32 protein-coding genes are annotated in these 25,025 nt (G+C 36.2%); 20 read left to right on the top strand and 12 right to left on the bottom strand.

Annotated features, from left to right (window positions below; genetic code table 11):
* Positions 1 to 153 precede the first annotated feature (153 nt).
* Complete coding sequence (locus AC1DCY_RS07985) at positions 154 to 441, top strand: hypothetical protein (RefSeq protein WP_477349008.1); 288 nt, start codon at positions 154 to 156, stop codon at positions 439 to 441.
* A gap of 188 nt (positions 442 to 629) precedes the next feature.
* On the opposite strand, the gene AC1DCY_RS07980 is transcribed toward AC1DCY_RS07985, so the two are convergent.
* From AC1DCY_RS07980 to fdhF, 3 genes are read right to left on the bottom strand one after another with little or no spacing between them, the layout of a single operon-like run.
* On the bottom strand, positions 630 to 1,676 hold the full coding sequence (locus tag AC1DCY_RS07980; RefSeq protein WP_477349007.1) for an Mrp/NBP35 family ATP-binding protein: 1,047 nt from the start codon (positions 1,674 to 1,676) through the stop codon (positions 630 to 632).
* Between the two features lie 16 nt (positions 1,677 to 1,692).
* Positions 1,693 to 2,169, bottom strand: a complete 477-nt coding sequence (locus tag AC1DCY_RS07975) for a helical membrane plugin domain-containing protein (RefSeq protein WP_477349005.1) — start codon at positions 2,167 to 2,169, stop codon at positions 1,693 to 1,695.
* 4 nt (positions 2,170 to 2,173) lie between these two features.
* Positions 2,174 to 5,107 (bottom strand): formate dehydrogenase subunit alpha, encoded by a 2,934-nt coding sequence (fdhF, locus tag AC1DCY_RS07970; RefSeq protein ID WP_477349003.1) that lies wholly within the window; start codon positions 5,105 to 5,107, stop codon positions 2,174 to 2,176.
* Positions 5,108 to 5,721: 614 nt separating this feature from the next.
* On the opposite strand from fdhF, the gene AC1DCY_RS07965 reads away from it, so the two are divergent.
* The 3 genes from AC1DCY_RS07965 to moaA are packed head-to-tail and all read left to right on the top strand — an operon-like array spanning position 5,722 to position 7,915.
* On the top strand, positions 5,722 to 6,069 hold the full coding sequence (locus AC1DCY_RS07965) for a Na-translocating system protein MpsC family protein (protein ID WP_049667590.1): 348 nt from the start codon (positions 5,722 to 5,724) through the stop codon (positions 6,067 to 6,069).
* A gap of 12 nt (positions 6,070 to 6,081) precedes the next feature.
* Entirely contained in the window at positions 6,082 to 6,897 is an 816-nt protein-coding gene (gene fdhD, locus AC1DCY_RS07960; RefSeq protein WP_477349001.1) for a formate dehydrogenase accessory sulfurtransferase FdhD, read from the top strand.
* Positions 6,893 to 7,915, top strand: a complete 1,023-nt coding sequence (gene moaA / locus AC1DCY_RS07955; RefSeq protein ID WP_477349130.1) for a GTP 3',8-cyclase MoaA — start codon at positions 6,893 to 6,895, stop codon at positions 7,913 to 7,915. Before fdhD ends, moaA begins: the two co-directional genes overlap by 5 nt.
* Positions 7,916 to 8,001: 86 nt before the next feature.
* Here moaA and moaC read toward each other — a convergent pair whose 3' ends face one another.
* The 3 genes from moaC to AC1DCY_RS07940 are packed head-to-tail and all read right to left on the bottom strand — an operon-like array spanning position 8,002 to position 9,558.
* Entirely contained in the window at positions 8,002 to 8,484 is a 483-nt protein-coding gene (gene moaC / locus AC1DCY_RS07950; protein WP_477348999.1) for a cyclic pyranopterin monophosphate synthase MoaC, read from the bottom strand.
* Positions 8,477 to 9,067 carry a molybdenum cofactor guanylyltransferase gene (locus AC1DCY_RS07945; RefSeq protein WP_477348997.1) on the bottom strand — a complete coding sequence of 197 codons (591 nt, stop codon included), beginning with the start codon at positions 9,065 to 9,067 and terminating at the stop codon, positions 8,477 to 8,479. The genes moaC and AC1DCY_RS07945 overlap by 8 nt, the downstream gene beginning before the upstream one ends.
* Positions 9,064 to 9,558 (bottom strand): MogA/MoaB family molybdenum cofactor biosynthesis protein, encoded by a 495-nt coding sequence (locus AC1DCY_RS07940; RefSeq protein WP_477348995.1) that lies wholly within the window; start codon positions 9,556 to 9,558, stop codon positions 9,064 to 9,066. Before AC1DCY_RS07940 ends, AC1DCY_RS07945 begins: the two co-directional genes overlap by 4 nt.
* A 120-nt stretch (positions 9,559 to 9,678) precedes the next feature.
* On the opposite strand from AC1DCY_RS07940, the gene AC1DCY_RS07935 reads away from it, so the two are divergent.
* From AC1DCY_RS07935 to moaD, 5 genes are all read left to right on the top strand, one after another.
* Positions 9,679 to 10,695, top strand: a complete 1,017-nt coding sequence (locus AC1DCY_RS07935; protein ID WP_477348994.1) for a thiazole biosynthesis adenylyltransferase ThiF — start codon at positions 9,679 to 9,681, stop codon at positions 10,693 to 10,695.
* Between the two features lie 14 nt (positions 10,696 to 10,709).
* A complete protein-coding gene (locus AC1DCY_RS07930) occupies positions 10,710 to 12,002 on the top strand; it encodes a molybdopterin molybdotransferase MoeA (protein ID WP_477348992.1) in 1,293 nt (430 codons plus the stop codon).
* Positions 11,963 to 12,493: a molybdopterin-guanine dinucleotide biosynthesis protein B gene (gene mobB, locus AC1DCY_RS07925; RefSeq protein WP_477348990.1), complete on the top strand. Its 531-nt coding sequence runs from the start codon at positions 11,963 to 11,965 to the stop codon at positions 12,491 to 12,493. The genes AC1DCY_RS07930 and mobB overlap by 40 nt, the downstream gene beginning before the upstream one ends.
* A 180-nt stretch (positions 12,494 to 12,673) precedes the next feature.
* On the top strand, positions 12,674 to 13,153 hold the full coding sequence (locus tag AC1DCY_RS07920) for a molybdenum cofactor biosynthesis protein MoaE (RefSeq protein WP_477348988.1): 480 nt from the start codon (positions 12,674 to 12,676) through the stop codon (positions 13,151 to 13,153).
* Entirely contained in the window at positions 13,146 to 13,379 is a 234-nt protein-coding gene (gene moaD / locus AC1DCY_RS07915) for a molybdopterin converting factor subunit 1 (protein ID WP_477348987.1), read from the top strand. The genes AC1DCY_RS07920 and moaD overlap by 8 nt, the downstream gene beginning before the upstream one ends.
* Before the next feature lie 53 nt (positions 13,380 to 13,432).
* On the opposite strand, the gene modB is transcribed toward moaD, so the two are convergent.
* From modB to AC1DCY_RS07900, 3 genes are all read right to left on the bottom strand, one after another.
* Positions 13,433 to 14,089: a molybdate ABC transporter permease subunit gene (gene modB, locus AC1DCY_RS07910; RefSeq protein WP_477348985.1), complete on the bottom strand. Its 657-nt coding sequence runs from the start codon at positions 14,087 to 14,089 to the stop codon at positions 13,433 to 13,435.
* A gap of 3 nt (positions 14,090 to 14,092) precedes the next feature.
* Positions 14,093 to 14,878 carry a molybdate ABC transporter substrate-binding protein gene (modA, locus tag AC1DCY_RS07905; protein ID WP_477348983.1) on the bottom strand — a complete coding sequence of 262 codons (786 nt, stop codon included), beginning with the start codon at positions 14,876 to 14,878 and terminating at the stop codon, positions 14,093 to 14,095.
* 145 nt (positions 14,879 to 15,023) lie between these two features.
* A complete protein-coding gene (locus AC1DCY_RS07900) occupies positions 15,024 to 15,263 on the bottom strand; it encodes a hypothetical protein (RefSeq protein WP_477348981.1) in 240 nt (79 codons plus the stop codon).
* On the opposite strand from AC1DCY_RS07900, the gene AC1DCY_RS07895 reads away from it, so the two are divergent.
* From AC1DCY_RS07895 to AC1DCY_RS07885, 3 genes are all read left to right on the top strand, one after another.
* Positions 15,246 to 15,398, top strand: a complete 153-nt coding sequence (locus AC1DCY_RS07895; protein WP_477348979.1) for a hypothetical protein — start codon at positions 15,246 to 15,248, stop codon at positions 15,396 to 15,398. The genes AC1DCY_RS07900 and AC1DCY_RS07895 overlap by 18 nt on opposite strands.
* A 123-nt stretch (positions 15,399 to 15,521) precedes the next feature.
* Positions 15,522 to 16,445, top strand: a complete 924-nt coding sequence (locus tag AC1DCY_RS07890; RefSeq protein WP_477348977.1) for a substrate-binding domain-containing protein — start codon at positions 15,522 to 15,524, stop codon at positions 16,443 to 16,445.
* A 492-nt stretch (positions 16,446 to 16,937) separates the two neighbouring features.
* Positions 16,938 to 17,138, top strand: coding sequence for a cold-shock protein (locus tag AC1DCY_RS07885; protein ID WP_049667605.1), 201 nt, complete (start codon positions 16,938 to 16,940; stop codon positions 17,136 to 17,138).
* A gap of 126 nt (positions 17,139 to 17,264) precedes the next feature.
* On the opposite strand, the gene AC1DCY_RS07880 is transcribed toward AC1DCY_RS07885, so the two are convergent.
* Both AC1DCY_RS07880 and AC1DCY_RS07875 read right to left on the bottom strand, forming a co-directional pair.
* Positions 17,265 to 18,641, bottom strand: a complete 1,377-nt coding sequence (locus AC1DCY_RS07880) for an MATE family efflux transporter (protein WP_477348975.1) — start codon at positions 18,639 to 18,641, stop codon at positions 17,265 to 17,267.
* A gap of 19 nt (positions 18,642 to 18,660) precedes the next feature.
* A complete protein-coding gene (locus AC1DCY_RS07875; RefSeq protein WP_477348973.1) occupies positions 18,661 to 19,140 on the bottom strand; it encodes a DUF6530 family protein in 480 nt (159 codons plus the stop codon).
* Between the two features lie 354 nt (positions 19,141 to 19,494).
* Here AC1DCY_RS07875 and AC1DCY_RS07870 point away from each other — a divergent pair, with 354 nt between their 5' ends.
* From AC1DCY_RS07870 to AC1DCY_RS07845, 6 genes are all read left to right on the top strand, one after another.
* Positions 19,495 to 19,872 carry a hypothetical protein gene (locus AC1DCY_RS07870; protein ID WP_477348971.1) on the top strand — a complete coding sequence of 126 codons (378 nt, stop codon included), beginning with the start codon at positions 19,495 to 19,497 and terminating at the stop codon, positions 19,870 to 19,872.
* A 35-nt stretch (positions 19,873 to 19,907) separates the two neighbouring features.
* Positions 19,908 to 20,450 carry a TlpA family protein disulfide reductase gene (locus AC1DCY_RS07865; protein WP_477348969.1) on the top strand — a complete coding sequence of 181 codons (543 nt, stop codon included), beginning with the start codon at positions 19,908 to 19,910 and terminating at the stop codon, positions 20,448 to 20,450.
* Between the two features lie 70 nt (positions 20,451 to 20,520).
* Positions 20,521 to 21,024 carry a DinB family protein gene (locus AC1DCY_RS07860; protein ID WP_477348967.1) on the top strand — a complete coding sequence of 168 codons (504 nt, stop codon included), beginning with the start codon at positions 20,521 to 20,523 and terminating at the stop codon, positions 21,022 to 21,024.
* On the top strand, positions 20,988 to 21,476 hold the full coding sequence (locus AC1DCY_RS07855) for a metallophosphoesterase family protein (RefSeq protein WP_477348966.1): 489 nt from the start codon (positions 20,988 to 20,990) through the stop codon (positions 21,474 to 21,476). The genes AC1DCY_RS07860 and AC1DCY_RS07855 overlap by 37 nt, the downstream gene beginning before the upstream one ends.
* 43 nt (positions 21,477 to 21,519) lie before the next feature.
* Positions 21,520 to 21,756, top strand: a complete 237-nt coding sequence (locus tag AC1DCY_RS07850; RefSeq protein ID WP_477348964.1) for a hypothetical protein — start codon at positions 21,520 to 21,522, stop codon at positions 21,754 to 21,756.
* 726 nt (positions 21,757 to 22,482) lie between these two features.
* A complete protein-coding gene (locus AC1DCY_RS07845) occupies positions 22,483 to 22,614 on the top strand; it encodes a hypothetical protein (RefSeq protein WP_477348962.1) in 132 nt (43 codons plus the stop codon).
* 41 nt (positions 22,615 to 22,655) lie between these two features.
* Here the strand turns inward: AC1DCY_RS07845 and AC1DCY_RS07840 are convergent, their stop codons facing one another.
* Positions 22,656 to 23,660: a nucleoid-associated protein gene (locus tag AC1DCY_RS07840; RefSeq protein ID WP_477348960.1), complete on the bottom strand. Its 1,005-nt coding sequence runs from the start codon at positions 23,658 to 23,660 to the stop codon at positions 22,656 to 22,658.
* A gap of 281 nt (positions 23,661 to 23,941) precedes the next feature.
* On the opposite strand from AC1DCY_RS07840, the gene tsaA reads away from it, so the two are divergent.
* Both tsaA and AC1DCY_RS07830 read left to right on the top strand, forming a co-directional pair.
* On the top strand, positions 23,942 to 24,403 hold the full coding sequence (tsaA, locus tag AC1DCY_RS07835) for a tRNA (N6-threonylcarbamoyladenosine(37)-N6)-methyltransferase TrmO (protein WP_477349128.1): 462 nt from the start codon (positions 23,942 to 23,944) through the stop codon (positions 24,401 to 24,403).
* 59 nt (positions 24,404 to 24,462) lie between these two features.
* On the top strand, positions 24,463 to 25,017 hold the full coding sequence (locus AC1DCY_RS07830) for a GNAT family N-acetyltransferase (RefSeq protein ID WP_477348958.1): 555 nt from the start codon (positions 24,463 to 24,465) through the stop codon (positions 25,015 to 25,017).
* The last annotated feature ends 8 nt before the right edge of the window (positions 25,018 to 25,025 follow it).

Genomic DNA, 25,025 nt, shown 5'->3' with positions numbered 1-25,025 from the left:
TCATTAGGTGAGAATCTTACATGTTGAATAGATTTGAAGCTCATTATTTTATCAACCCAAAACAAAATATCTAAGAAACGAAAGAAGCGAAAACCTATAAAAAAAGTTATAATATAATAGGAAGAAACTCAATAAAGAGAGATGGATTTTAAAATGAATGAACAATTAGAAGAGTGGATTTCACGTTTTCAAAAGGAGAAAGATATAGAGGCCCTCGCAAACTTAAAAGACTATTGCTACTATATGATTGACCCTTTAATTGAGGAATTTACGGAGAAATACGGTGAAGATGCTGGGGAGTTATTACGGTTAAAATGGGATAAGCGTTTTTATTTTATTTTTACAAAGTATCAATTAAATGTTGGTCTGCCTTTAGATACTTTCGTTAAAAATACATACCGCTTTTATTTTATGCAAGTTTTAAAAAAGGCTGGCTATTAAACAGTAGGGGAGTGTTTCAAATTTGAACATTGCTCCATTAAAAAATCCTTGTCTCGTGTAAAAGCGAGACAAGGATTTTTGTGTTTCACATGCTCTTAGGCAGGAGAATAACTGCTTGTAAAAGCCTGATTGGTGAAGACTAATCATCAGTAGGGGATGAAGAAAACCCCACTGATGAAAGTTTCACTTTATTGATACATCATATCTTCTGCAAGGTGGGTAAATACCTCACCGATAATGGAGTCTTCGTCATAAACGGAGGAACCTGTATTTTCCTCAGGTTGCGCAAATGGAATTTGAGCGATGATACTTGTCTGAAGCTCATCTGCTAATTTTTCTGCGCCACCTTGACCGAATAAATAGTTCTTTTCGCCATTTGAGTTTTCAAAGTAAGCCATGTTTTCAACAACACCAAGAATCGTGTGGTTCGTATGTTGAGCCATCAGACCTGCACGAGAGGCAACATGTGAAGCTGCAAGGTGTGGTGTTGTTACAATAATTTCCTGTGCTTGTGGAATCATTGCTGCCATATCAATGGCTACATCTCCTGTACCAGGTGGTAAATCTATAAGGAGATAATCTAAGTCACCCCAATGTGTATTAACAAGGAAATTACGAATCCATTTGTTAAGCATTGGGCCACGCCACATGACAGGTTGGTTTTCGTTTGTGAAAAAGCCCATCGACATGATTTTTACACCATGACTTATTACTGGTATAGCTGTTTGGTCTATCATTGTTGGCTTTTGTTGAATCTTCATCATGGCAGGAATACTGAATCCATATATGTCGGCATCTAAAATACCTACACGTTTTCCAAGACGGGCAAGAGCTACTGCTAAGTTAATCGTCACGGTAGATTTACCGACGCCACCTTTACCGCTAGTAATTGCTATAAATTTGACACCAGAATCGGGTAGAAGCATTTTAGGCATACCTTTATCCGTAACTTTTTCTGATTTTAAAGAAGCTGTTAAACTACGACGTTCGTCATCTGTCATAGAACCAAATGTAATGGAGACATTTGTTGCGCCGATTGCTTTCAACGCTTCTTCAACATCTTGTTGGATTTTGGCTTTCATAGGACATCCTTGAATAGTCAAGATAATATCAAGTGAGATATCCGTACCGTTGACTTGAATATTGCGTACCATATTCAAGTCAACGATGCTTTTATGAAGCTCTGGGTCATCGATTTTCTGCAAAGTTTTTAAAATGTGTTCGTTCGTTAGCATGTTAGAAACCACCTTCCTATTTTAGGCCTTTGCCAAGCCCTTTTAAGAAGTGAGCGCCAAAGTTTACAGCACGATTAACATCAGGATCGTTTAACATTTTGAACAACTTAAAGGCGCTAACTTTTTCATCCGATTCAACGGCTTTGTTCGCTTCATCTAAGCCGGTATTTAAGCCTTCAATAAGCTTTGTTGTTGTTTCTGGATTCAATTCGGTTAATGCTCCTGCAACACCCATTAAGTTATTGATGATATTCGTAACAGGCTTACGCGTTAATTGACCAAGAGCGATATGTGCAACATCCTCTTTTGCTTCAAGTAGTTTCGTAGCTGCCTCTAGCGCTCCAATATCATTTAATTCTGCCATGATCGTAAAGACCTGATTCACCATTTCTTCATTCTCAGAAAGAAGTTGCTTTAAATTCTCTAACTTTTCTTCCTTTAGTTGTTCTTCTGTTACTTGCGCTTTTTGAATTGTCGTAATTGGTGCAGCCATGAAATCACTCCCTTTCGTTAGTTGTTAAGTGAACGTAACCAGGACGATTCCATTTACGTTGTACCTCAACACCATTTTGTGGATGACGTTTTTTATAACGCGGGTTTGTTCTAGGAAGTGGAGATTTTCCTTTTTGTTTCAATACTTCTACGCGTACTTTTGTTTGTTTGTACGCCGGTGTCGATGTATTAATGTCTCCAGCCTGGCCCGTTAAGAAATTAATCGCTGAGTCTTTGCTAACAGAGTTCATTGGTAAGAAAAGTTCATTTCCTTGTACACGATCTGTCACTAGGGCATTTAATTTTAATGCGCCCTGAGGAGACACTAAACGAAGAAGAGCTCCATCTTCAATGCCACGTTCTTTTGCTAGTTCTGGTGATACTTCAACAAAAATTTCAGGTACTTTCGATTGAATACCTTTTGATTTATTTGTCATATTACCTTCATGGAAGTGTTCAAGCATACGACCGTTGTTAATATGGCAATCATATTGCGCTTCATATTCAACCGGTCTGATCCAATCATTTAAAGCAAAACGAGCTTTTTTGTCAGGGAAGTTAAAGCCATCCTCATATAGTAAAGGTGTGTCTTTACCATCATGGCTACCCCAACAGAAGCTACCCCAATTTTCTAATACATCATAGTTCGCTTGCGAGAAGAATGGAGCAAGACTAGCCATTTCAGCAAAGATTTCACTTGGGTGACTGTAATTCCAGTCAGCACCTAGGCGACGTGCTACTAATTGAAGGATTTCCCAATCGGCTTTTGATTCACCAAGTGTTGGTAATACTTGATATAGTCGTTGTACACGACGCTCTGTATTCGTGAAAGTACCTTCTTTTTCAAGAGAAGGTGCTGCTGGTAAAATAACATCCGCATATTGTGCTGTACGTGAAAGGAAGCAATCTTGTACAACAAAGAAGTCTAATTGTGAAAGTACTTTATCTACATGGTTAGCATCGCAATCTACAAGTGCCATATCTTCCCCAACTAAATACATTGCTTTCATTTTACCTTCCATAATCGCATCTAACATTGCCATATTCGTACGACCTGGTTCAGGTTTGATTTTCACACCATATGCATCTTCAAATTTCTTACGTGCTTCGTCGTCTATTACTTTTTGATTACCTGGTAATAGATTTGGTAGTGTACCCATATCACAAGCACCTTGAACATTGTTGTGACCACGAAGAGGGTAGGCGCCTGCACCTGGACGACGATAGTTACCAGTAGCTAGAAGTAGGTTAGAAATTGCAGCTGATGTATATGAGCCACCTGTATTTTGTGTAACACCCATACCCCAAAGTACACATGTACCGTCAGCATCACGAATCATTTCAGCAACATTTATCAACGTTTCTTTTGAAATGCCCGTTTCTTTTTCTGCATATTCTAGTGTGTATGTTTCAAGTACATCTTTAAAATCATCAAAGAAGTGCACGTTCTCTTTAATGAAGGCTTCATCATGCCAACCTTGATCGATCATATATTTTGTAACGGCCATTAACCATACTTGGTCTGTTCCTTGTTTTGGGCGCATGAAAATATCAGAACGCTCAGCCATTTCATGTTTACGAACGTCGGCAACAATTAATTTTTGACCGTGTAACTTATGGGCACGTTTTACACGAGTAGCTAAAACAGGGTGACCTTCTGCAGGGTTTGCCCCAACAATAATAACAAGGCCAGCTTTTGCGATATCTTTGATCGTTCCAGCGTCGCCACCTATACCAACTGTGCGTAGTAGGCCATCTGTAGCTGGAGATTGACAATAGCGTGAGCAGTTATCAACGTCGTTTGTTTCGAATAATTGACGTGCCATTTTTTGAATTAAGTAGTTTTCTTCGTTTGTAATTTTTGAAGAAGAAATAAAGCCGACAGAACCAGAACCGTGTTCTTTTTGAATGCCACCTAGTTTAGTAGCAATTAAGTCAAGAGCTTCATCCCATGAAGATTCAACAAATGCATCATTTTTACGAATTAATGGTTTTGTAATTCGTTCTTCAGAGTTGATGAAGTCCCAACCGAATTTTCCTTTTACACAAGTAGAAATAGCATTTACAGGACCGTCTGAAGGTTGCACTTTTAAAATTTTGCGGTCTTTTGTCCAAACTTCGAACGAACAACCTACTCCACAGAAAGTACAAACTGTTTTTGTTTTCTTCGTACGTTTACTACGCATAGCAGCCTCGACTTCAGAAACAGCGAAGATACCGCTATAGCCAGGCTCGACTTCCTTAATTAAACTAATCATCGGATCTAATGTTTCTTGTTTAAGTCCAGTCATAAAACCAGCTTCACCAAGCATTGATTTTTCCATTAATGCGTTACATGGACAAACGGTAACACATTGTCCACAGCCTACACATGAAGAATCGTTAATGGCAACGCCTTCATCCCAAACTACTTTTGGTCTTTCAGCTTCCCAGTCAAGAGATAATGTTTCATTAACTTGTAGGTTTTGACAAACCTCTACACATTGTCCACATGCGATACATTGGTTTGGATCATATCGATAAAACGGGTGCGACATGTCTACTTCGTGTGGTTCAACTTTTGGTTGATAAGGATATTTTTGATGTTCGATTTCCATTAATTCTGCAGTGTTGTGTAATGTACAATTTCCGTTGTTATTATCACAAACTGTACAGTACAGTAAATGATTTTCTAGTAAACGATCCATCGCTTCTGTTTGTGCAGCTTCCGCTTTATCAGAAGTAAGTTGGATATCCATGCCGTTTACTGCTTTTGTTGAACAAGAGCGAACTAATTGTCCATTCACTTCGACGATACATGTATCACAAGTTTCGATAGGATCAACAGATGGTACATGACAAATTTGTGGGTGGGCGATGCCGTTTTGATTAATGGTATCAAGTATTGTAGCTCCCTCTGCTACATCATACGGTTGGCCATTAATTTTAATTGTAGTCAAGGTATTTTCCTCCTTTTGCTCTTTGAGACTTATTTGACAACAGGTTAATACTTAGGATAAATCGGGAATAGAGTTACGAGTTTTATTTTGATTGTCTTGTTATTTTTAAAAAATTGTCTTGTTATAATGCCATTTCCCAATTTGTCCAATTTCTACACCAACTTGATGAAGAAACACTTATTACAAGTTGTCGATGTTGATATTGCTCAAAAATAAAAAAATCCACCATGAAAAGGCATGTATTATCATGCTATTTATTCATGGTGGATAAAATTCTTAACAGGCCTTGCTAAAAATTCAATCAACTTTTATTTTTTATTCAATATAACTATAGAATTTAAATATTAAAACCACCATGCCTATAGTTCAAACTCATTTGTATGAAACCATGACATAGGAATCAAAATACTTTTATTCCATATGTAATACCAATTATTATAGCCTTTTCGGCTAAAATGGACAATAATAATAATAAAAATTATCTATTGAGAATAATTATCATTGGATATTTTCTCTTTAATTTTTATTTAAGTTGCTATATTATTAACAAACTGTAAGGGTGACCCCCATAAACATAGGATAAAAAGATTAATTACGTTGGGAGAATCGTTAAAATGTCAAAAAAAGTGCATGAGTTCAACGACATTATTCGAAAACTACGCAAAGATATATTTGGAAAAGGACCAGAGCGTATTCATACTGTTTTCGTAGAGAACATGGCTGTCTCAACTTTATATGGTAATATCACACCGACAGAAAAATTTATTGCGAGTACGCCTGAAGGGTTAAAAATGGTTCATGCTGCACGTACAAGAATGATTCAAGATTTGTATACAAAATCACCTCCAGAAGGTATGGAAGAATTGATGGGCACTAAGTTACTCCATTTATTTTCAGATATCAAAATTGAAGAAGATTTTGCTATTTCTGTCTTTGTTTTTGAAGATAATATTAGTGAATAAAGGGGATGCCATATGGAACGCGCTGTAACTAGAGAAATAATACGTGTTGAAGGTAATCAAATCAAAGAAATAGAAGATACCGTTGTCACAGAATACGCGGTCACAGTGAAGATTAATGAGCAAGAATTTGTGACGATGGTTTGCACACCCGAGTATGTAGAAGATATGGTTATTGGTTATTTGGCTTCTGAACGGATTATTCGCGATTACGAAGATATTGAAGCCATTTGGCACCAAGAAAAAGAAGGTTTTGTACATGTTAAAACAAAGCGTGTGAATCCTTATTTTCAACAAATTCAAAATAAACGTTACATTACTTCTTGTTGTGGCATGAGTCGCCAAGGGTTTGTTTTTGCTAATGATGCATTAGTAGCTAAAAAAATGGAAGGCATTCATGTGCGTATTACAACAGATGATTGTTTTCGTTTAATGCGCGATATGCAAGATTTGGCAGAAACATTCAAACAAACTGGTGGTGTTCATAATGCCGCGCTATGTGATGCGAATGGTGTTTTATTAAGTAGAATGGATATTGGGCGCCATAATGCCTTAGATAAAATTTATGGTTATTGCCTAAAAAACAAAATTAGCATTCAGGACAAAATTATCGTATTTAGCGGAAGAATTTCATCTGAAATTTTACTTAAAGTATCGAAAATTGGCTGTGAAATTGTGCTGTCCAAATCGGCTCCAACAGAATTAGCATTGCAATTAGCAGAGCAACTCGGTATTACGACGGTAGGCTTTATTCGTCAAAATACACTTAATATTTATACACACAAAGAACGTATTCACTTACCTACCAATAAAATGAAAGGAAGAGATTAAAATTACTAGTCTACAAGACCAACTACACAGACCATTAAGAGATTTAAGGATATCAGTGACAGATCGTTGTAATTTTCGTTGTCAATATTGCATGCCTGCAGAAGTATTTGGTCCAGATTATGCTTTTTTACCGTCCGAAAAAATATTGAGCTTTGAAGAAATCGAAAGATTAGTAAAGATTTTCGTTTCATTAGGTGTGAAAAAAGTACGCATTACTGGTGGTGAGCCTTTACTACGTCGTGATCTGCCCAAATTAATTGAACGTATACATCGCATAGTCGGAGTAGAAGATATTGCCTTAACGACTAATGGCACATTGTTGAAAAAATATGCCGATGAATTGGCGAGAGCAGGTTTATCACGAGTAGCAGTTAGCCTAGATTCTCTAAATGAAGAACGTTTTTTCGAGATGAATGGCCATCGAGGAAAAGTGAAAACGGTATTAGAAGGTATAGAAAAAGCGGCAGAAGCGGGTTTACAAGTGAAGATCAATATGGTCGTTCAAAAAGGAAAAAATGAGCAAGATATCATTTCGATGGCAGAATATTTTAAAGAGAAACAGCATATTCTTCGCTTTATTGAATATATGGATGTCGGTAATTCAAATGGTTGGCAGCTGGATGAAGTTGTGTCGAAGAAAGAAATCATTGACCAGGTCAACCAATTTTCCCCTTTGCATCCTGTTGACCCTAACTATAAAGGGGAAGTGGCTACACGTTATCAATATGAGGATACTCAGGGCGAAGTTGGCGTGATATCATCTGTAACAGATTCTTTCTGCTCCACTTGTTCGCGTGCCCGTATTTCGGCAGAAGGAACATTATATACTTGTTTATTTGCAACAGAGGGAACGAATCTACGAGATTTGTTAAGGTCTGGGGAAGATGATGAAACCATCACCCAACACATTTCGAATGTTTGGGAAAATAGAAAAGATCGCTATTCCGATGAACGAAATGAACAGACAATGGAAAAAAGGAAAAACTCAAAAATTGAAATGTCACATATCGGTGGATAGACGAAATAGAGTGGTATTAGTTAATGCTGGTGACTTTTGTTAAAAAACAGAAAAAAATCGGCAAAATAATGCCGAATTTTTTCTGTTTATTTATGCATAAAGTCGCCACTTTTTCCGCCTGTTTTTTGAACGAGGTATGTTTCTTTAATCACCATAGATTTGTCGACGGCTTTACACATATCATAAAAAGTCAGTGCAGCTATGGATGCAGCAGTTAATGCTTCCATTTCGACGCCTGTTTTACCATTACATTTTACTGTAGCTTGAATGTGTAGTTCGTAACCATCCTCTGCTTTAGTATATTCAAATTGCAGATCTGTTCCTTGTAACATAATCGGATGGCACATTGGGATAATATCAGCCGTTTTTTTAGCGCCCATAATCCCGGCAATTTGTGCCACTTGCGTAGGGTCGCCTTTTTTTATGCCTCCCTGTTGGATAGCTTGATAGACTTCATCGGATAACGTGATTGTACTACGCGCGATCGCTGTACGGTTTGTGATTGTTTTATCTGAAATGTCGACCATTTTGGGACGACCTTCTTCATTCCAGTGTGTAAAATTACTCATTATTAGACTTCCTTTCAAATGTTTGTAGCCAATCTTGTTGAGAATTGATATTGATAAATGTTGAGCTTTCTTCTTCAAATGGGACATAACATACTTGAAGTTGCTCCAACAAGACTTTCATACTTCGCTTGTTTTGTTGGACTAATTGCTGTGCTTTTGGTAAAGCGCTGCGTCGATATAAAGCAGCAAGAGGTTGTATTCTTAAAGCTTGTTTAGGAACAATCGCATCATAACGATCATCGATAAATGTAAGCATAGTTTGGACAAATTCTGCATTAATAAAAGGCATATCACTAGCTATTACGAAAAACCACTCTACTTCCGGAAAATTTGTCATTATATTATGCAAAGCAAACAGAGGTCCTTGATGAGGCTGTTTTTCAATAATCCATTGGACATTTTCTTCTACAAACTTTGATTGCAAACTAGCATTCGTAGCAATAATTAAAGGCTGTAGTTGATTTTTTTGTAAGGCTATGAGACTGTGCTTATATAAGGGCAGACCAGCAAATAATTCAAACATTTTCGGTTGACCGTACCGTGAAGATTGACCGCCTGCTAAGACAACACCCGCCATTTTCATATGCGATTCAACTCACCGACGAAATGTTGCACAGTAGGAAGAATCAGCTTTGTCATGGCAAGTGTCACGGCATTAGTTGAACCTGGTAGTACATAGATAGCCGTTTTATCGCGACTACCTGCTGTTGCACGACTAAACATGGCTTTTGGGCCGATTTCTTCATAGCTTAGCGTTCGAAATAATTCACCAAAGCCCATCATTTCTTTTTCGAAAAGAGGGAGAATCGTGTCGTAAGTTTGGTCTCTCGGTGTAAATCCTGTTCCTCCTGTTACGATAATGGTATTAATGGCATGATCATCGCACCATTTTTGTACGTGGTTTGAGATTTCAAGAGGTTCATCTTTTGATATTTGGTAGTCTACTAATTCAAATGAAGCTTCTTGAAGTAATGATTGAATACGCTGACCACCACGATCATCCGCCTGCGTGCGTGTGTCGCTCACTGTTAAAATGGCAGCTCGTATAGGAAGTTCACTATGTGTGGGATGCAAGGTAAAAGACCTCCTTTTATAGAGTTGATTTTTGTTTTTGCTGAAAAACATTGCTTTTATTATAAAGCTATAAATTAAAAGGTCAAACTAAAATTCATAGAAAGAAAGGCAAAAACGTTTATGCATAATAGATATTCTAGACAACAATTATTCAGCCCAATCGGAGAAAACGGGCAGCTACTACTAAAAGAAAAGCATGTCCTGATGATAGGAGTTGGTGCTTTAGGCAGTGCTAGCGCAGAGGCTCTTGTAAGGGCAGGCGTCGGAAAATTGACGATTATTGATCGTGATTATGTAGAGTGGAGTAATTTACAAAGACAACAACTATATACCGAACAAGATGCACAAGAAAAAGTCCCAAAAGTAATCGCTGCAAAAAAACGACTACAAAGCATTAACGCAGAGGTAGAAATTAACGAATATATTTTTGATGCGTGTACAGAGCAAATAATCCCACTGCTTGCAGATGTCGATATAATGCTGGATGCAACGGACAACTTTGATATTCGCTTTATGATGAATGATCTTGCACAAAAATATCAAATTCCTTGGGTTTATGGTTCTTGTGTTGGGAGTTATGGCGCTACTTATACGATTGTGCCAGGTAAAACACCTTGTTTACATTGTTTGCTAGCAGCGATGCCTAATACAGGGATGACATGCGATACAGTAGGAATTATTAGTCCAACGGTTCAAATCGTCGCAGCTTATCAAGTGGCTGAGGTATTAAAATTTTTAGTAGGCGATGAAGAAGCATTACGAAAAAGTTATTTAACTTTTGATGTTTGGCAAAATCAACACTATGAAATAAACGTGGAAAAAATTCGCAATCATGATTGTCCATCCTGTGGCAAAAATCCGACCTATCCGTATTTATCCTATGAAAATCAAACAAAGTTAAATGTATTATGTGGTCGTGATGCTATTCAAATACGTCCAGCAAAACCGATTCACTATAATTTTGATCAGCTCGCTGTCCAACTTAGTCCCTATGGTGCTATTCAACAAAATCCCTATTTACTATCGTGCCAAGCGGAAGATTATCGAATAGTGATTTTCCAAGATGGACGAGTTGTCATTCACGGTGTACAAGATATACAAAAAGCTAAAACCATTTATTATCGTTTATTCGGATAAAGGAGTGTTCTAAAATGTTAGAAAAAAGAAAACCAATTGCTGTTGGAGAAGCTGTTCAACGTGTCATGGAGTTTGCATTCCAAGAAAAAATAGAGGTCGTTTCACTACAGCAAGCACATGGACGTTTTTTAGCAGAAGATGTTGCTGCAGATCAAGATGTACCAGCTTTTGATCGCTCACCTTATGATGGTTATGCTATTCGCTCGGTCGATAGTCAAGAGGCGCGTTCAGACGATCCAGTAACCTTTAAGGTGGTTGGGGAAATTGGAGCGGGCTATGTATATGAGAGAGAAGTAGGTAATCATGAAGCGGTGCGCATTATGACAGGAGCGCCAATCCCAAACGGATGTGATGCAGTCGTTATGCTAGAATTAACGCACACATTTGAAGAAGACAATCAACAGTATATGTCTATTAAACGCTCTTATGAAACAGGAACAAATATTTCCTATAAGGGAGAGGACGTTCAAAAAGGCGCAATTCTTATTGAAAAAGGACAATACATCAATCCAGGTGTTGTCGCATTACTTGCTACTTTTGGTTATGATCAAGTACCTGTTTTTCGAAAACCAATCGTTGGCGTTATTGCAACAGGAAGTGAATTACTTGAACCGAGTGATGCTTTGCAGCCAGGAAAAATTCGTAATAGCAATGCATATATGATAATGGCTCAAATTGAACGTGCTGGGGCAACCGTCAAATATTTTGGTAAGTTTAGCGATGATCTAAATTTATGTATACAAGCTGTTGAAAAAGCTCTTCAGGAAGTAGACATTTTGATTACAACAGGAGGAGTATCAGTAGGTGATTACGATTACTTACCTGCCATTTATGAAGCCATTGACGCACAAGTACTTTTTAATAAAGTAGCAATGCGACCAGGTAGTGTAACAACTGTTGCGGCTCGAAATGGTCAATTATTATTTGGACTTTCAGGCAATCCATCAGCTTGCTATGTTGGTTTTGAATTATTTACACGACCGATTATTCGTACAGCTTTTGGTAATAAGCAACCTCATCTACGTAGAGAGCAGGCTGTTTTAAATGCGGACTTTAAAAAACCGAATCCGTTTACCCGTTTTGTGCGTGCGAATACTTCTTACGAAAACGGTCAATTAGTTGCAGCTCCTTCTGGGTTCGATAAATCTAGTGCTGTTTCATCCTTAGCAGAAGCCAATTCTTTTATTGTATTACCAGGTGGATCACGTGGATACGAAAAAGGAATGCAAGTTGTTGTTTTATTATTAGAAGATTTGCAGGGAAGTGAGTGGCCATGGGGCAACATCGAAAAATCTTACAAATCGTAGGCTATCAAAATAGTGGGAAGACAACGTTAATGGAACAACTCATTACACAAGCAACCACAGAAGGCTTTCGTGTAGGAACAATCAAGCATCATGGACATGGTGGTATCCCTATGATAGAAAGTTCAAAAGATAGTGTTCGTCATGAGAAGGCTGGTGCAAGTGTGACAGCAGTTGAGGGAGAAGGTATTTTGCGCATGAGCATTCATCAAAGTAACTGGCAACTTGCTGAAATACTAGCTATTTATGAAACATTTAATATGGATATCATTTTCATTGAAGGCTATAAAAATGAAGACTATCCGAAGGTTGTTCTTTTGCGACACGCAGAAGATCAATCTTTGCTACAAAAAGTAACCAATATCGTTTGTGTTCTTTATTGGCCAACATATCCACTAAATAAACCGTTAGATTATCCAACTTTTTCAATTCAAGAAAAAGCACAATATATGGAATTTCTAACTACTTTCATCAGAAGTCTCCCACCTCTATAGTGATGAGATAAAATGAGGATTTAAGTTACTTTTCAGCGGCTGTGCTAACATCTGCTGAAAGAAGTTAAAGCCTCCGGCGGATGTCACGGAATCGGAAAGGAGTTCTTTGTGCAAGTACAAAGCCGATTCCGGACGCAATTATGCCGAGGCATAATTGAGTGAGGAAATGAGGAGAAAATCATGACTACATCGTTGTTTGAAATCATAGATAAACCAATTGATGTTGAAGAAGTTAGACAAAAAGTAACAGATCGAAATGCTGGTGCAATCACTGTATTCATTGGAACAGTACGTGAAATGACGAAAGGCAAGAAAACACTACATTTGGAATATCAGGCCTATCCATCTATGGCTATTAAAATGTTCGAACAAATATCTAAAGAAATACAAGAGCGATGGCCAGAAGCGAAAGTAGCCATTACACATCGTGTTGGTCATTTAGAAATTTCGGATATTGCCGTAGTCATTGCGGTTTCATCACCACATCGTAAAATAGCCTATGAAGCCAATGAATTTGCTATTGATCGTATTAAACAAATTGTGCCTATTTGGAAAAAAGAGTATTGGGAAGATGGGACTGAATGGATTGGTGATCAATTAGAAAATGTCCCTTATCCAAAAGGAAATCCATCAATCAGAGAGGAGGAATCTTGTGATTAACATATTACTATTTGCTCACTTACAAGAAATTATCGGTGAGTCTAAATTATGTGTAGATCTGTCGGACCGTACAGTTGGACAAATTAAAGAATGGATGGAAACGCACTATCCACAAATTAATTTACAACATGTCATGACAGCAGTAAATGAGGAATTTGCAACAGATACAACGATAGTAAATAACGGGGATACAATCGCCTTTATTCCACCCATTAGTGGAGGGTAAAAAGAAAAGATGTAGTTGGTACAGTTTAGTTTGTACCGACTACATCTTTTACTTTATGCCTTAATGAAATGAACGCTCAGAAGCATAAGGAAGGAAATACCTATCATACAAATCACCCATGACCAAGCGAGTGACATGTTACCCGAACCAATCGCCATATAAATAGCAAGTGGCGTAGTTTGCGTTTTGCCTGGAAGGTTTCCAGCAAACATTAAGGTTGCACCAAATTCACCTAAAGCTCGTGTGAAACTTAAAATTCCACCGGAGACAATTGATTTTAATGCAAGAGGGATAGAAATAAAGAAAAAAACTTGCCATTCGTTAGCACCATCAACACGTGCAGCGTTCTCAATGTCCACATCAACAGATTCAAAGCCAGTTTTTGCTGATTGATACATTAAAGGAAATGCAACCACAGTAGAGGCGATGACGGCCGCCCACCATGTGAACATAACGGGTTGGTTAAAAAGCCATGTAATCAAGTTACCTAGCACACTGTTTTTACCAAAAATAATAATTAGAAGAAATCCTACTACAGTAGGAGGTAATACTAATGGTAAAAGTAACACTGTTTCTAGAAATAATTTTCCTCTGAAATTGCGTTTTGCCATCCATTTACCAAATAGAATACCTGTTACTATTACAATTATTCCTGACACAAGTGCTATCTCGATAGAAAGTTTAAGAGGTGACCAGAAATCTGTACTCATTTATTAATGAGTTCCTTGAAAACCGTATTTTTTAAATACTTTCATCGCCTGTTCACTTTGTAAATAGTGATAGAAATCTTCCGCTTCTTTTGTATGCTTACTATCTTTGATAACACCTACAGGATAAATAATAGGTGTATGTGTATCTTCTTTGGCTGTAGCAACGACATCGACTTTTTCTGACACAAGGGCATCTGTTTTATAAATCAACCCTGCATCAACATTTTCAGTTTCTGTATAAGTAAGAACTTGTCGTACGTCTTTTGTATAGACTACTTTTGATTCTACATTTTCCCAAAGGTTCATGTTCTTCAATGTTTCTATACCGTACTTGCCAGCAGGAACCGTTTCAGGTGTACCAACGGCAATCTTATCAACTTTCGATAAGTCTCCAAATGATTGAATATGTTTTTCATTTTTCTTAGGAACGACTAACACTAATTCGTTCGCTAAAAGATCAGTTCCTTGTTTTTTATCGATTAAACCTTTTTGTACTAATTCATCAAACTTATCTTCTGCTGCTGAAAAGAAAAGATCTACAGGAGCACCTTCTAAAATTTGTTGTTGTAAAGCACCAGAGCCACCAAAGTTAAATGTGATTTTAATATTATCGTGTTCATTTTCATAGGCTTTTTGAAGTTCTTCTAATGAATCTTGTAAACTAGCTGCTGCGGAAATTGTTAATTCAACAGGCTCGTTTGTTTTGTTGTTGCTCCCTTGGCTACCACAACCTGCTAAAATGCCGACCATTAGTAACAATGAAGCTATTAAACTGTAATACTTTTTCATTTTGAATGATACTCCTTTTATAACTCGTTATAACAAGACATAACTAATTATAATTAGTTATGTCTAAAAAAGAAATACCAAATCGCTAGAATCTTTCAAGATGTTAAAAATATGGTTCATCACCAAAAGTTGTAGATGAGTTTTGTTAAACGTATACTATGTAAATAAGTTGATTGGAGTGGAGGCTGGGCGACTCCTTGGGGATTAGCAATATAGGAACGAAGGCTAAAAACATCACGTCCTGTGATAACGCCTTAGTGACCAACATCGTGCTGTTGCTGTCGCTACGTTGCACTACGCTTTCGCACAGACAAAAATACTTTGCTGACGCTTCATTAGCATTACGCTTTCGCGCAAAAAAAATCTGTTGGCCCAAGCGGCTCATCGGACGCCCCTAGGAAGCTCTGCTCTGCGCGAAAGCGAAGCGGCAGCGGCAAATCTTTTATCTGTGCGAAAGCGAAGCGACAGCAACAAATGTTTTAACTGTGCGAAAGCGAAGCGACAGCAACAATTGTTTTAACTGTGCGACAGCGGCAAAGCGCCCAGTCGGAACGGAAATCAACCACACGTTTTGGTGATGGTCCAAAAATATTATAATTAAGTTACTATAGTTTCAATAGAAGCATAAGGGGAGATTTTTTACATGTCACAGGAACATTCCTATACGATTGAAGAGGTTGCTCAATTATTAAAGGTTTCAAAATTAACGATCTACGATTTAGTGAAAAAGGGAGATTTACCTATTTTTCGTGTAGGTCGACAAATGCGTGTGGATAAAACCGATTTACAATTATATATACAAAAGAACAAGACAGGAGCAACTTCTGCTGCATCTACTGCCTCGACTAATCCTTCGTCAAAAAATAAAAAAATTATTATTAGCGGGCAAGATTTAGCCTTAGACTTATTAGGAAAATATATAGAGAAAAAACAATCAAATAAAGTATTGCGCTCACATGAAGGTAGCTTTAATGGTGTTATGGCGCTGTACAATGGGGAATGTGATATTGCCAGTTTACATTTGTACGATGGTGATACAGGGGAATATAATACACCTTATTTGAAAAAGATTTTTGTAAGTCACTCTTATATTCTTCTCAATCTGATTTCACGCCGAGCAGGCTTTTATGTTCAAAAAGGAAATCCATTGCAAATTCAATCAATGGATGATTTTAAGACTAAATCACTAAAATTGATGAACCGTGAAAAAGGTTCAGGTGCTCGTACTTTCCTCGATGAACAATTACGTATTCATCACATATCTCCAACCTCAATAGAAGGGTATAACGAAGAAGAAATGAGCCATATAGATGTAGCTTCTGCTGTCGCAAAGGGGAATGCAGATATTGGAATAGGTACTGAAAAAATATCAAAACTCATAGAGGTTGACTTTATACCACTTATTAGAGAACGTTATGATATTGTCTTATTAAAAACACCTGAAAACCAACTGCTGGTTGAATCGGTAAAAGAGATTTTACATTCACCAGATTTCCAATCAGAAGTAGTCGCACTAGGAGATTATGACGTCACTCAAATGGGACAGGTTATATATGAAACACTTTAACTTCTTTCAGCACTATAAATTAGGGTGACATGCCAGAAGATAAGATACATGCAACATGAAGTGGTTGATGGAGTGGAGACTGAGCGACTCCTTGGGGATTAGCAATAAAGGAACAAAGGCTAAAACCATCACATTCTTTTTGCTTCAAATGGATTTTCTTTTTACGTTCTTTCTTAAAATATTAAGTAAACGCAAGGTTCAACTAACGGAGTACATTGATCTAAAAAGGATTAAATATACCTCGTAGTTGAACTTATTTTAGTAACAAAGTGGGTAAATTAGAGACTAAATTTTAGAAATTCTTCTTTTGCACTAGACAAATATGATTTTTTCTTATATATTAAGTATTAATAAAATCGTTTTCAAGAGAACAATAAATTCACATATTACAAAGAGTAATCGTGTTTTGTTTGATGCTTTTTGTAATATGTGAATTTTTTCTTTTGAAGAAAAATGATTTTATTGAAATACAATTAATGGAGGTCATGTAAAATGGCACAAGGTACAGTAAAATGGTTTAACTCAGAAAAAGGTTTTGGATTCATCGAAGTAGAAGGCGGAAATGACGTTTTCGCTCACTTCTCAGCTATCCAAGGTGATGGTTTCAAAACACTTGAAGAAGGTCAAAAAGTTGAATTCTCAGTAGAAGAAGGACAACGCGGACCTCAAGCTACAAACATCGTAAAACTTTAATTTTAATGATGTAACCATAAAAAGAGGCATCCTTTCATTAGGATGCCTCTTTTTTATGCGAAAAGGAAACATACCTATTTACCCCAAACACCTATATAACTTTGTCTACAGACTCTATCATAAAAATTAATCGCTGAGCATTGCTTTTAATGTTCGTTTTTGCCAGCCTAGCTTGAAGTACGCGTATTGTAATACAAAATGCACACAGAAGGCAGCAGGGTAAGTGATCCAAACGCCGTTTAGCTCGAATGTAGTGTAGTGCGATAACATAAACGCCAATGGTACCTCGACTACCCAAATTGCGATGACTAGGAAGATTGTAGGCCATAAGACAACACCTGTAGCTCGCATTGTAGCTGAAACGGTTTGTGTATGACCAAAAATTAAATAACTCCAAAACGCGATATATAAATAATCCTTGGCGATAAGTACCGTATCCTGTTTATCAATAAAGAAAGATAAAATAGGCTCGGCAAATAAATACATAATTAAAATAATCGCTCCACCTAAAATATAGTTAACAAGCACACCTAATTGACGAATTTTTTTAATCATATCTGTTGAGTTTGCCCCTAAAGCCTGAGCCACAAATACAGATGTCGCAATTGCAATACTCATCGCTGGCACCTGTGCATAACTAGCGACCTGATTGACAACACCGTAAGCGGCAGTAGCATCGGAGCCGTAAACATTAACGAAGCCTATTACAGCAATTTCTGCTACAGAGATCGCAACCATACTTATGCTTGCAGGAATGGCTAACTTTAATAATGAAGATAAAACATCCTTCTTTAATTTAAAATGCTGTAAGATCGATTTGTCTAAGCGTAAAATATGCTTTGTTTTATGCAAGTAGGCAAATAATAATAACATCGTCACCAAATTCGATAAAACAGAAGCATAAGCGGCGCCATTTAAGCCAAACTTAGGCAGACCAAGCCAACCGAAAACTAATGGTGGTAGGAATGCGATATTTAAAATGACACTTATGACTAAAAATAAAAAAGGTGTTTTAGAGTCACCTACACCACGCATAAAGGTTGTGTACACCAAATACCAGAACATAATCGGTAGTGTGAAAAATAAGATTTGAGCATAGCTAATACTCATATCTAAAATATTTGCAGGTGTTTGCATAAAGCGTAAAATCCACTCAATGAAAAAGCCACCAAAAATCGCAACGACAATCGATAAAATCGTTGTAAAGGCTAAAGTTACCCCTACAACCTCCTTCATCTTCTCGTGATTGCCAGCCCCATACGTTTGCCCTACTAAAATCGAGCTACCTGAGCCAATTCCAATAGCAAATGCCATTAAAAAGAAGAAGAATGGAAAGAATGCTGAAATTGCTGCTAGCGCATCAACACCTAAATTGCGCCCAACGATAAACATGCCAAAGACTTGCCCTAGTGACTGAAGCACATTCGCTAGCATAACAGGGATTAAAAAGTTAAAAAAAGCTTTTTGCAGTTTCTTATCATCATGTAAAATTTGTTGATCCATTTTTATCCCCTCTTAGGTTTTAATAACCCATTTCCTTTAAAATATGTGATAGCGTGCGTAGGCGTTCGCCAATTAGTTCACCATCTGCACTTAATGCTTGATTAAAGAGCTTAATATCCTCTTTAATTTGTTCATTTTCCGTACATACTTCCACTGTCATTGCATCCCCCTGTAAGCCAACACGTTTAATAACGGGGTTTTCTTCATCATATAAATCATCGTAGCGATAAGCTTCCTTAAAATGAAGCTGAGATTCACAAACTAAAATAGCGAGGTCAAGCACGCGATGAAGTGGTAATTCCTCCGATTGACGTGACCATTTACCACCTGTATGACGCCACACTTTAGCAGAAATATCAACCTTACCTCTGTCATTCCATTGAGCTAAGCCAAGTGAGAGCCCCTGTACATCTGTATGATAAGCAGTGCGCCCATCAATATTGGCATAATTTTCAGCAACAATAACAGGTTTATGCTTTAAATGTGTAGGTATTTTCATCAATTACATCCCCCTTGTTAATTCAAATTTTAGTAATTTAGTAAATTACTGCATTAGTAAATATAACATTGGACAAATTTGGAGGTCAATTTTTTTATGGAAATTTTTTCATAGCGTGGATTACATAAACAAACCAGTTATAAGGGGAAAACAACAATTTAATCTTCGCAATAAATATGAGAATCACTACTGATTTGTTCGAAAGAATTTTTTTGCAAGGGATAACTACTACGATTTATAGAGAGTAGACCAAATTTAGTAAATTGGTTAAAATGGTAATTAATTTATATGATGGAAAATTAATTAAGTGTTATTCTTTGGATATCGAATAAACGAATGAAAGAGGGCAATAGAATGAGGATTCAATCTACAAATAATAATTACATAAATACGATTAAAAAAGATGAATTAAATAGACTATCACCAGATTTATTTTTAGATAAAAATAAAGAGGCAAAAGCAAAATATGAAATTAAAAGAGAAGATGGTTATATTCGTCATTATGTAACAAAATTGAATGGCGAAAGAGTAATGATTAAAGAAACGAAATTACCAAAGGGACAAGATACAGATCAAAGCACAGGCGAGATGCCTGATGTTTTGATAGATAACCTATTAAATCAATTTACAAAAACTTTAGATCACCAAAAATCTGATGAATTATTAAAAACAGGATTAGCTGGTCAGAAAGCCAAAGAAAAATTAATGTTAGCTTATCAAAATTCAATATAGGTACGTATAAGAAAAGGGGTAGTAGGTGATCATTTATGCAATTTAAAAAACGTTTAGGTTTATATTTCTCTGCTTTGTTAGTCGTATTACTTGTAGGAATTGTTTTCAAAAATGTAATTATAAAAGAAGCAACAGTCAATCCGATAGTAGAAAATGAAGATGGAACAAAACAGCTTGTTTTTGATGCAAAATTAACACGATTAGACGAATCATCAACAACATTTAAAGAATACAATGGAAAGGTCCTAATCGTTAACTTTTGGGCATCTTGGTGTGGACCTTGTCAAGAAGAGGCTTCTGAATTAAGGGATTTTTATAACAATAAATCTGAAAATGTTGAGCTGTTAGCAATCAATGCAACTTCTAAAGATAGTATTGAAAATGCCATGAAATTTCAAGAGTCATACAATTTGAATTTCCCTATATTTCTTGATTTAGATGGTACACTTCAAAAATCATTTGAAATATTGGCTTATCCAACAACGTTTATATTTGATTCAAAAGGTAAATTAATGTACACGATAAAAGGATCGATTAATCAAAAAGAATTAAATAAATATATTGAAAACCTCTACTAATCTATAAACATTTCCTTTACGATGAGAGCACTTTTTTGTTGTCGTCACTTTTAAGAAAGAGGGGATTATTATGTATCAGAATTTAAATGATTTTTTTAAGTCTTGGGAGTTCGAAGCAAATTGTACACAGAGGTTACTGAATAATCTAACTGATGAATCTCTTCAACAGGAAATAACGTCTGAAAATTGGACTTTAGGACGTATTGCTTGGCATACTGTTGCGGCAATTCTCATAATAACTTCCAATACAAATTTAACATTTGAAGGTCCAACTAAAGATTATCCTGTTCCTACTTCAGCACAATTTATTGCAGATAGCTATTCTCAAGTCAATAATGCGTTTGTGCAAGCTGTAAAAACCAATTGGACTGATCAAACTCTACATGAGCACATCAATTTCTTCGGTCAAGAAATGCGAATTGGTACACTGTTAATTTTTTTGATTCAACATCAGAATCACCATCGAGGACAAATGACGGTTCTTATGCGACAGGCTGGATTAACTGTCCCAGGCATTTATGGTCCAGCTAAAGAAGAATGGGCAAATTTCGGTATGGAAGCTCCAGAAATGTAAAACTAATTAAGGTGAAAATAGCAGTACTATCAGATATTCATGGAAATAAAGATGCATTTAAAGCAGTGTTAGAGGATATAAAATATAGAAATATCGATAAGGTTTATAATTTAGGTGACACTCTTTACGGACCGTTATTCCCATTAGAAACATATGAAATGATACAGAGAACAGATATTAAAAGTGTAAGTGGGAATTGTGATCGGATATTATTGCAGTCTTCATCGGATAATCCAACCATTCAATATGTAATAGACATGCTCTTAGAGGAACATAAAAGCTGGTTAACTAACTTCTTTCAGCGGGTGTCCAAACATCCGCTGAAAGAAGTTAAAGCCTCCGGCGGATGTCACGGAATCGGAAAGGAGTTCTTTGTGCAAGCACAAAGCCGATTCCGGACGCAATTATGCTGCGGCATAATTGATTCTGCCATTTTCAATTCAGACAGATGATTTTTACTTTTGTCATGCTTCACCTGAAAATGATGAACTGTATATGTTGAATGAAATTACTCCACATGGCGTTACTGTTAAACAGACAGAGGAAATAATGAATTTAGTAAAAGATATTCCTCAAAATATTATTTTTTGTGGTCACTCCCATTTTCCAACGATTGTTTATTTACCTAATAACAAAATCATTATTAATCCAGGCAGTGTCGGTTTGCCTGCTTATGAAGAAGTTGAACCGTTCTATTATAAGATTGAATCAGGTACACCGTTTGCAAATTAGACATTTGTAGAAAAAAGGGATGGTGAATGGGTTATTGAGCAGTTAAGCATTCCTTATGATACTAAGGAGGTTATTAAACAAAACGAAGGTCAGAATAGATCTGATTGGGCAAGAGCATTAAAATATGGGAGAGTTTAAGGTGATATTTTTTAAGCTTAAAAGAGTAAAAGGACTTGTTGATAAATCGTAAAAACAAGTCCTTTATTTTATCATGTTAAATACTGTCGTGAGCTTTGTCTTTCATTGTTATGACCTTTAGTAGATTCTTCTTCTGGATAAATAAAATAACTAAGGCTTGTACTGTCATTGCTAAGACAAGCAGAATGAAGTGTGAATTGTGGTACAAAATTATTGAAAGAAAATAAAATATTGGTGCAGACGATAAGTACGAAATATATTGGTTTTTAGTTACTAAATAAATAATAGTTGAAATACAAGTTGTCACCAAAAGAAGTTCGAGTAAAATCCCGATTGAAGCACACTATCAATATAATACTGTAAATCGTTTACATAGGACATATTAAAAAGATCCCCCTATTCCGACAAAAATGTTTTAACTAAATTGTAACATATTAACAAATTCGATGTATAGGTAATACTAGGGGATATTAGGGTGATAGAAGAGCTATTGAGCTATTTGAAGCCGTGGATTTTAGGTAATACGAAATCATTGGTAATTATTATAATTGCTTACGAAGCGACAGCTATAATTACGCTAAGGCGAAATTGATATCAGTTGATTGGAGTGGAGACTGGGCGACTCCTCGGACGCCTCCAGGAAGCTCTGCTCTGTGCGAAAGCGAAGCGGCAGCTACAAAGCGCCCAGTTGGAACGGAAATCAACCACACGCTATGGTGAGGAGCTTCCCCTTTAAACTAAGGAAGTCTCTTAAAATTTAATTATAGTTCTTCCTGGAAATAAATTTTGTAGAATTTTCGATTTGTAGATTCATCGTAACCTACTTCAATTAGTTCATCCACTTGCTCGATATCCTGTACATTCACCTGGATTTCAATATTAGAATCGAGTTTAATTTTACGTTTATATTTTTTTTCAGCCTTTTCAAGTGCACTCTCAGAAATAACGGTTTCATATGGTTTTACCGAATTAATAATAATATCTTTTTGCGTTGGCTCTGCATTTTCAAATACCGTTTCAATATAATTATTTACTTGAAATTCATCTTCATTTCTAAAGTAATCAAGCGTTTTATTTAAAAACCCTAGTTTCTCAGTGTTGCTATAGCTCTCTTCTTTTAAAATATATTTTTTGCACTCTGTTAATGCTAAATTCGTTTTGTAATAATGTTCATCGGCTGCTTTTATCTTTAAAAATCGTTCTTGCCAGTAGACAATATCTTCTTTTCTTTTCGTTTTCATAAAGACAGCAGGTGTCTTATCAGTTCCCATATCTATGATAATGGCCATGTTATTAATTTTCTTCACATTAATTCCATCAATGCCGTTAACAACCATTTTGTTGTGGTCGTTTTTTACATCTAAAAACATTTCTTTTTCATCAATTTTAACAATGGCAATTATTTTTTTAACTTCTGTAGCTAGAAAACAATTGTCAAATAGTCCAATAAACAATTCGCCGCTTTTAATGTTAGGATGTTGAGATACACTATGTAAGTGTTTAGCAATGTTGATTGATTGTTCAAGGAAACTAGTCTCCTGATCAAATATTGCCCTCACATATGTGTACACCTCGTTTAACGCAATGTCTGTTTCATGAAAAAATTCGAATTGCTGCTCTAAATCGATTTTGCTAAACGCTAGCTGTGTAAAAGCCGCTTCTAGCATGACCTCTGGCTGTGATAATGATTCCTCACCTAATACGAGTGTATCGTCAATAAAATGTAAAATATATTGTGTTAACTTACTTTCACTTACTTCTAGCATGTTTTCCACCTTCTAAAATTTCATTGTAGATAATATACCATAACATATCCCTCGTAACATTTTCATGTGTTTTATTTTTACAAATAGTAAAACAAAAAAGAGCAGTGAATACATGCATTTAAGAAATTCTTTGGCCATTTACTGTAGGGAAGACAATTATGTTGAGATCTCTTTTGAAATCATAAGTAAATTACCTTAAATTGACATTGGTGGTAGCTGAAGTATACTGGGGTTAAGTGGAAATATGCATGAAAAAATCAACGAAGAGAAGAGGTCTTGATATGCTCTATAACATTCAACCCATAGCTGTAGTGAGCAATAGTCGAAAAATGATTGAAGACGACAATTGGGGTGGCGTCATTTCTACTATTGAATTGACAAAAGATATTTATGAATCGTCTTTAAAGGGAATTGGAGATTTTTCTCATTTAGAAATAATTTTTTATTTTGACAAAGTTACAGATGAAAAGATCCAATATGAAGCGAGACATCCAAGAAATAATACGGACTATCCGGAAGTCGGTATTTTTGCACAGAGAGGTAAAAATAGACCTAATAAAATAGGCGTAACAGTTGTAGAATTACTAGAATTAAAGGATAGAACATTAATCGTTAAAGGCTTAGATGCTATTGATGGAACACCAATCATTGATATAAAACCTGTAATGAAAGAATTTTTACCAAAAGGGGAAATAAAACAGCCACGTTGGGCAACTGATTTAATGAAAAATTATTGGGACTAGTATAAGTACGCAAAAGAAATAAAGACCTTTTAAATTTTGATTTTTAAGGAGTAATCATTATGTTTTTAAATCTACATATTGAAACCGAGAGACTCATAATTCGCCCATATACTTTATCTGATTTGGATGAATTATATGCAGTTGTGTCTGAACCTGATTTTTATCAATTTATCCCCGAGGATGTGCCTAACCGTGATGATATTCAACGAGTAATAGAGTGGTCCATTCAATGTAACCAAAAAAACACGCCTACTAAAATACATAAGCTTAATTTAGCCATTGTAGATAGGGAAAGCCAAACGTTAATTGGGTATTGTGGGCTTGGTCCAGATGATGTGAAAGAAACTGAGATTGAATTATATTATGGTATTTCGGAAGCTTATAGAGGGCAAGGGATTGCGTCTGAAGCTACATACGCCTTACTGAAATACGCGTTTAATAAAATCGGTTTACGTAAGGTTATTGCTGTTGTTCATCCTGGAAATGTGGCATCTATACGAATTGTAGATAAACTAGGAATGAACTATGAATATACGTATAACAATCTTAATTCGGAACTGAAAGATTTTGAAGGATTGCTTCATTATTCTATAGTGTCTGAAGCATTTCGATGAAGTAAATA

This window comes from Lysinibacillus sp. 10T31 (assembly GCF_056394365.1).
This window is presented reverse-complemented; position numbering and strand designations above follow the sequence as displayed.

What these genes read in the sequence shown, in the direction of transcription:
- AC1DCY_RS07985 (WP_477349008.1), top strand. Translation starts at nt 154, where the DNA reads ATGAATGAACAATTAGAAGAGTGGATTTCACGTTTTCAAAAGGAGAAA.
- AC1DCY_RS07980 (WP_477349007.1), bottom strand. Translation starts at nt 1,676, where the DNA reads ATGCTAACGAACGAACACATTTTAAAAACTTTGCAGAAAATCGATGAC.
- AC1DCY_RS07975 (WP_477349005.1), bottom strand. Translation starts at nt 2,169, where the DNA reads ATGGCTGCACCAATTACGACAATTCAAAAAGCGCAAGTAACAGAAGAA.
- AC1DCY_RS07965 (WP_049667590.1), top strand. Translation starts at nt 5,722, where the DNA reads ATGTCAAAAAAAGTGCATGAGTTCAACGACATTATTCGAAAACTACGC.
- fdhD (WP_477349001.1), top strand. Translation starts at nt 6,082, where the DNA reads ATGGAACGCGCTGTAACTAGAGAAATAATACGTGTTGAAGGTAATCAA.
- moaC (WP_477348999.1), bottom strand. Translation starts at nt 8,484, where the DNA reads ATGAGTAATTTTACACACTGGAATGAAGAAGGTCGTCCCAAAATGGTC.
- AC1DCY_RS07945 (WP_477348997.1), bottom strand. Translation starts at nt 9,067, where the DNA reads ATGAAAATGGCGGGTGTTGTCTTAGCAGGCGGTCAATCTTCACGGTAC.
- AC1DCY_RS07935 (WP_477348994.1), top strand. Translation starts at nt 9,679, where the DNA reads ATGCATAATAGATATTCTAGACAACAATTATTCAGCCCAATCGGAGAA.
- AC1DCY_RS07930 (WP_477348992.1), top strand. Translation starts at nt 10,710, where the DNA reads ATGTTAGAAAAAAGAAAACCAATTGCTGTTGGAGAAGCTGTTCAACGT.
- AC1DCY_RS07920 (WP_477348988.1), top strand. Translation starts at nt 12,674, where the DNA reads ATGACTACATCGTTGTTTGAAATCATAGATAAACCAATTGATGTTGAA.
- modB (WP_477348985.1), bottom strand. Translation starts at nt 14,089, where the DNA reads ATGAGTACAGATTTCTGGTCACCTCTTAAACTTTCTATCGAGATAGCA.
- modA (WP_477348983.1), bottom strand. Translation starts at nt 14,878, where the DNA reads ATGAAAAAGTATTACAGTTTAATAGCTTCATTGTTACTAATGGTCGGC.
- AC1DCY_RS07900 (WP_477348981.1), bottom strand. Translation starts at nt 15,263, where the DNA reads ATGAGCCGCTTGGGCCAACAGATTTTTTTTGCGCGAAAGCGTAATGCT.
- AC1DCY_RS07890 (WP_477348977.1), top strand. Translation starts at nt 15,522, where the DNA reads ATGTCACAGGAACATTCCTATACGATTGAAGAGGTTGCTCAATTATTA.
- AC1DCY_RS07885 (WP_049667605.1), top strand. Translation starts at nt 16,938, where the DNA reads ATGGCACAAGGTACAGTAAAATGGTTTAACTCAGAAAAAGGTTTTGGA.
- AC1DCY_RS07880 (WP_477348975.1), bottom strand. Translation starts at nt 18,641, where the DNA reads ATGGATCAACAAATTTTACATGATGATAAGAAACTGCAAAAAGCTTTT.
- AC1DCY_RS07875 (WP_477348973.1), bottom strand. Translation starts at nt 19,140, where the DNA reads ATGAAAATACCTACACATTTAAAGCATAAACCTGTTATTGTTGCTGAA.
- AC1DCY_RS07870 (WP_477348971.1), top strand. Translation starts at nt 19,495, where the DNA reads ATGAGGATTCAATCTACAAATAATAATTACATAAATACGATTAAAAAA.
- AC1DCY_RS07865 (WP_477348969.1), top strand. Translation starts at nt 19,908, where the DNA reads ATGCAATTTAAAAAACGTTTAGGTTTATATTTCTCTGCTTTGTTAGTC.
- AC1DCY_RS07860 (WP_477348967.1), top strand. Translation starts at nt 20,521, where the DNA reads ATGTATCAGAATTTAAATGATTTTTTTAAGTCTTGGGAGTTCGAAGCA.
- AC1DCY_RS07855 (WP_477348966.1), top strand. Translation starts at nt 20,988, where the DNA reads ATGGGCAAATTTCGGTATGGAAGCTCCAGAAATGTAAAACTAATTAAG.
- AC1DCY_RS07850 (WP_477348964.1), top strand. Translation starts at nt 21,520, where the DNA reads ATGTTGAATGAAATTACTCCACATGGCGTTACTGTTAAACAGACAGAG.
- AC1DCY_RS07840 (WP_477348960.1), bottom strand. Translation starts at nt 23,660, where the DNA reads ATGCTAGAAGTAAGTGAAAGTAAGTTAACACAATATATTTTACATTTT.
- tsaA (WP_477349128.1), top strand. Translation starts at nt 23,942, where the DNA reads ATGCTCTATAACATTCAACCCATAGCTGTAGTGAGCAATAGTCGAAAA.
- AC1DCY_RS07830 (WP_477348958.1), top strand. Translation starts at nt 24,463, where the DNA reads ATGTTTTTAAATCTACATATTGAAACCGAGAGACTCATAATTCGCCCA.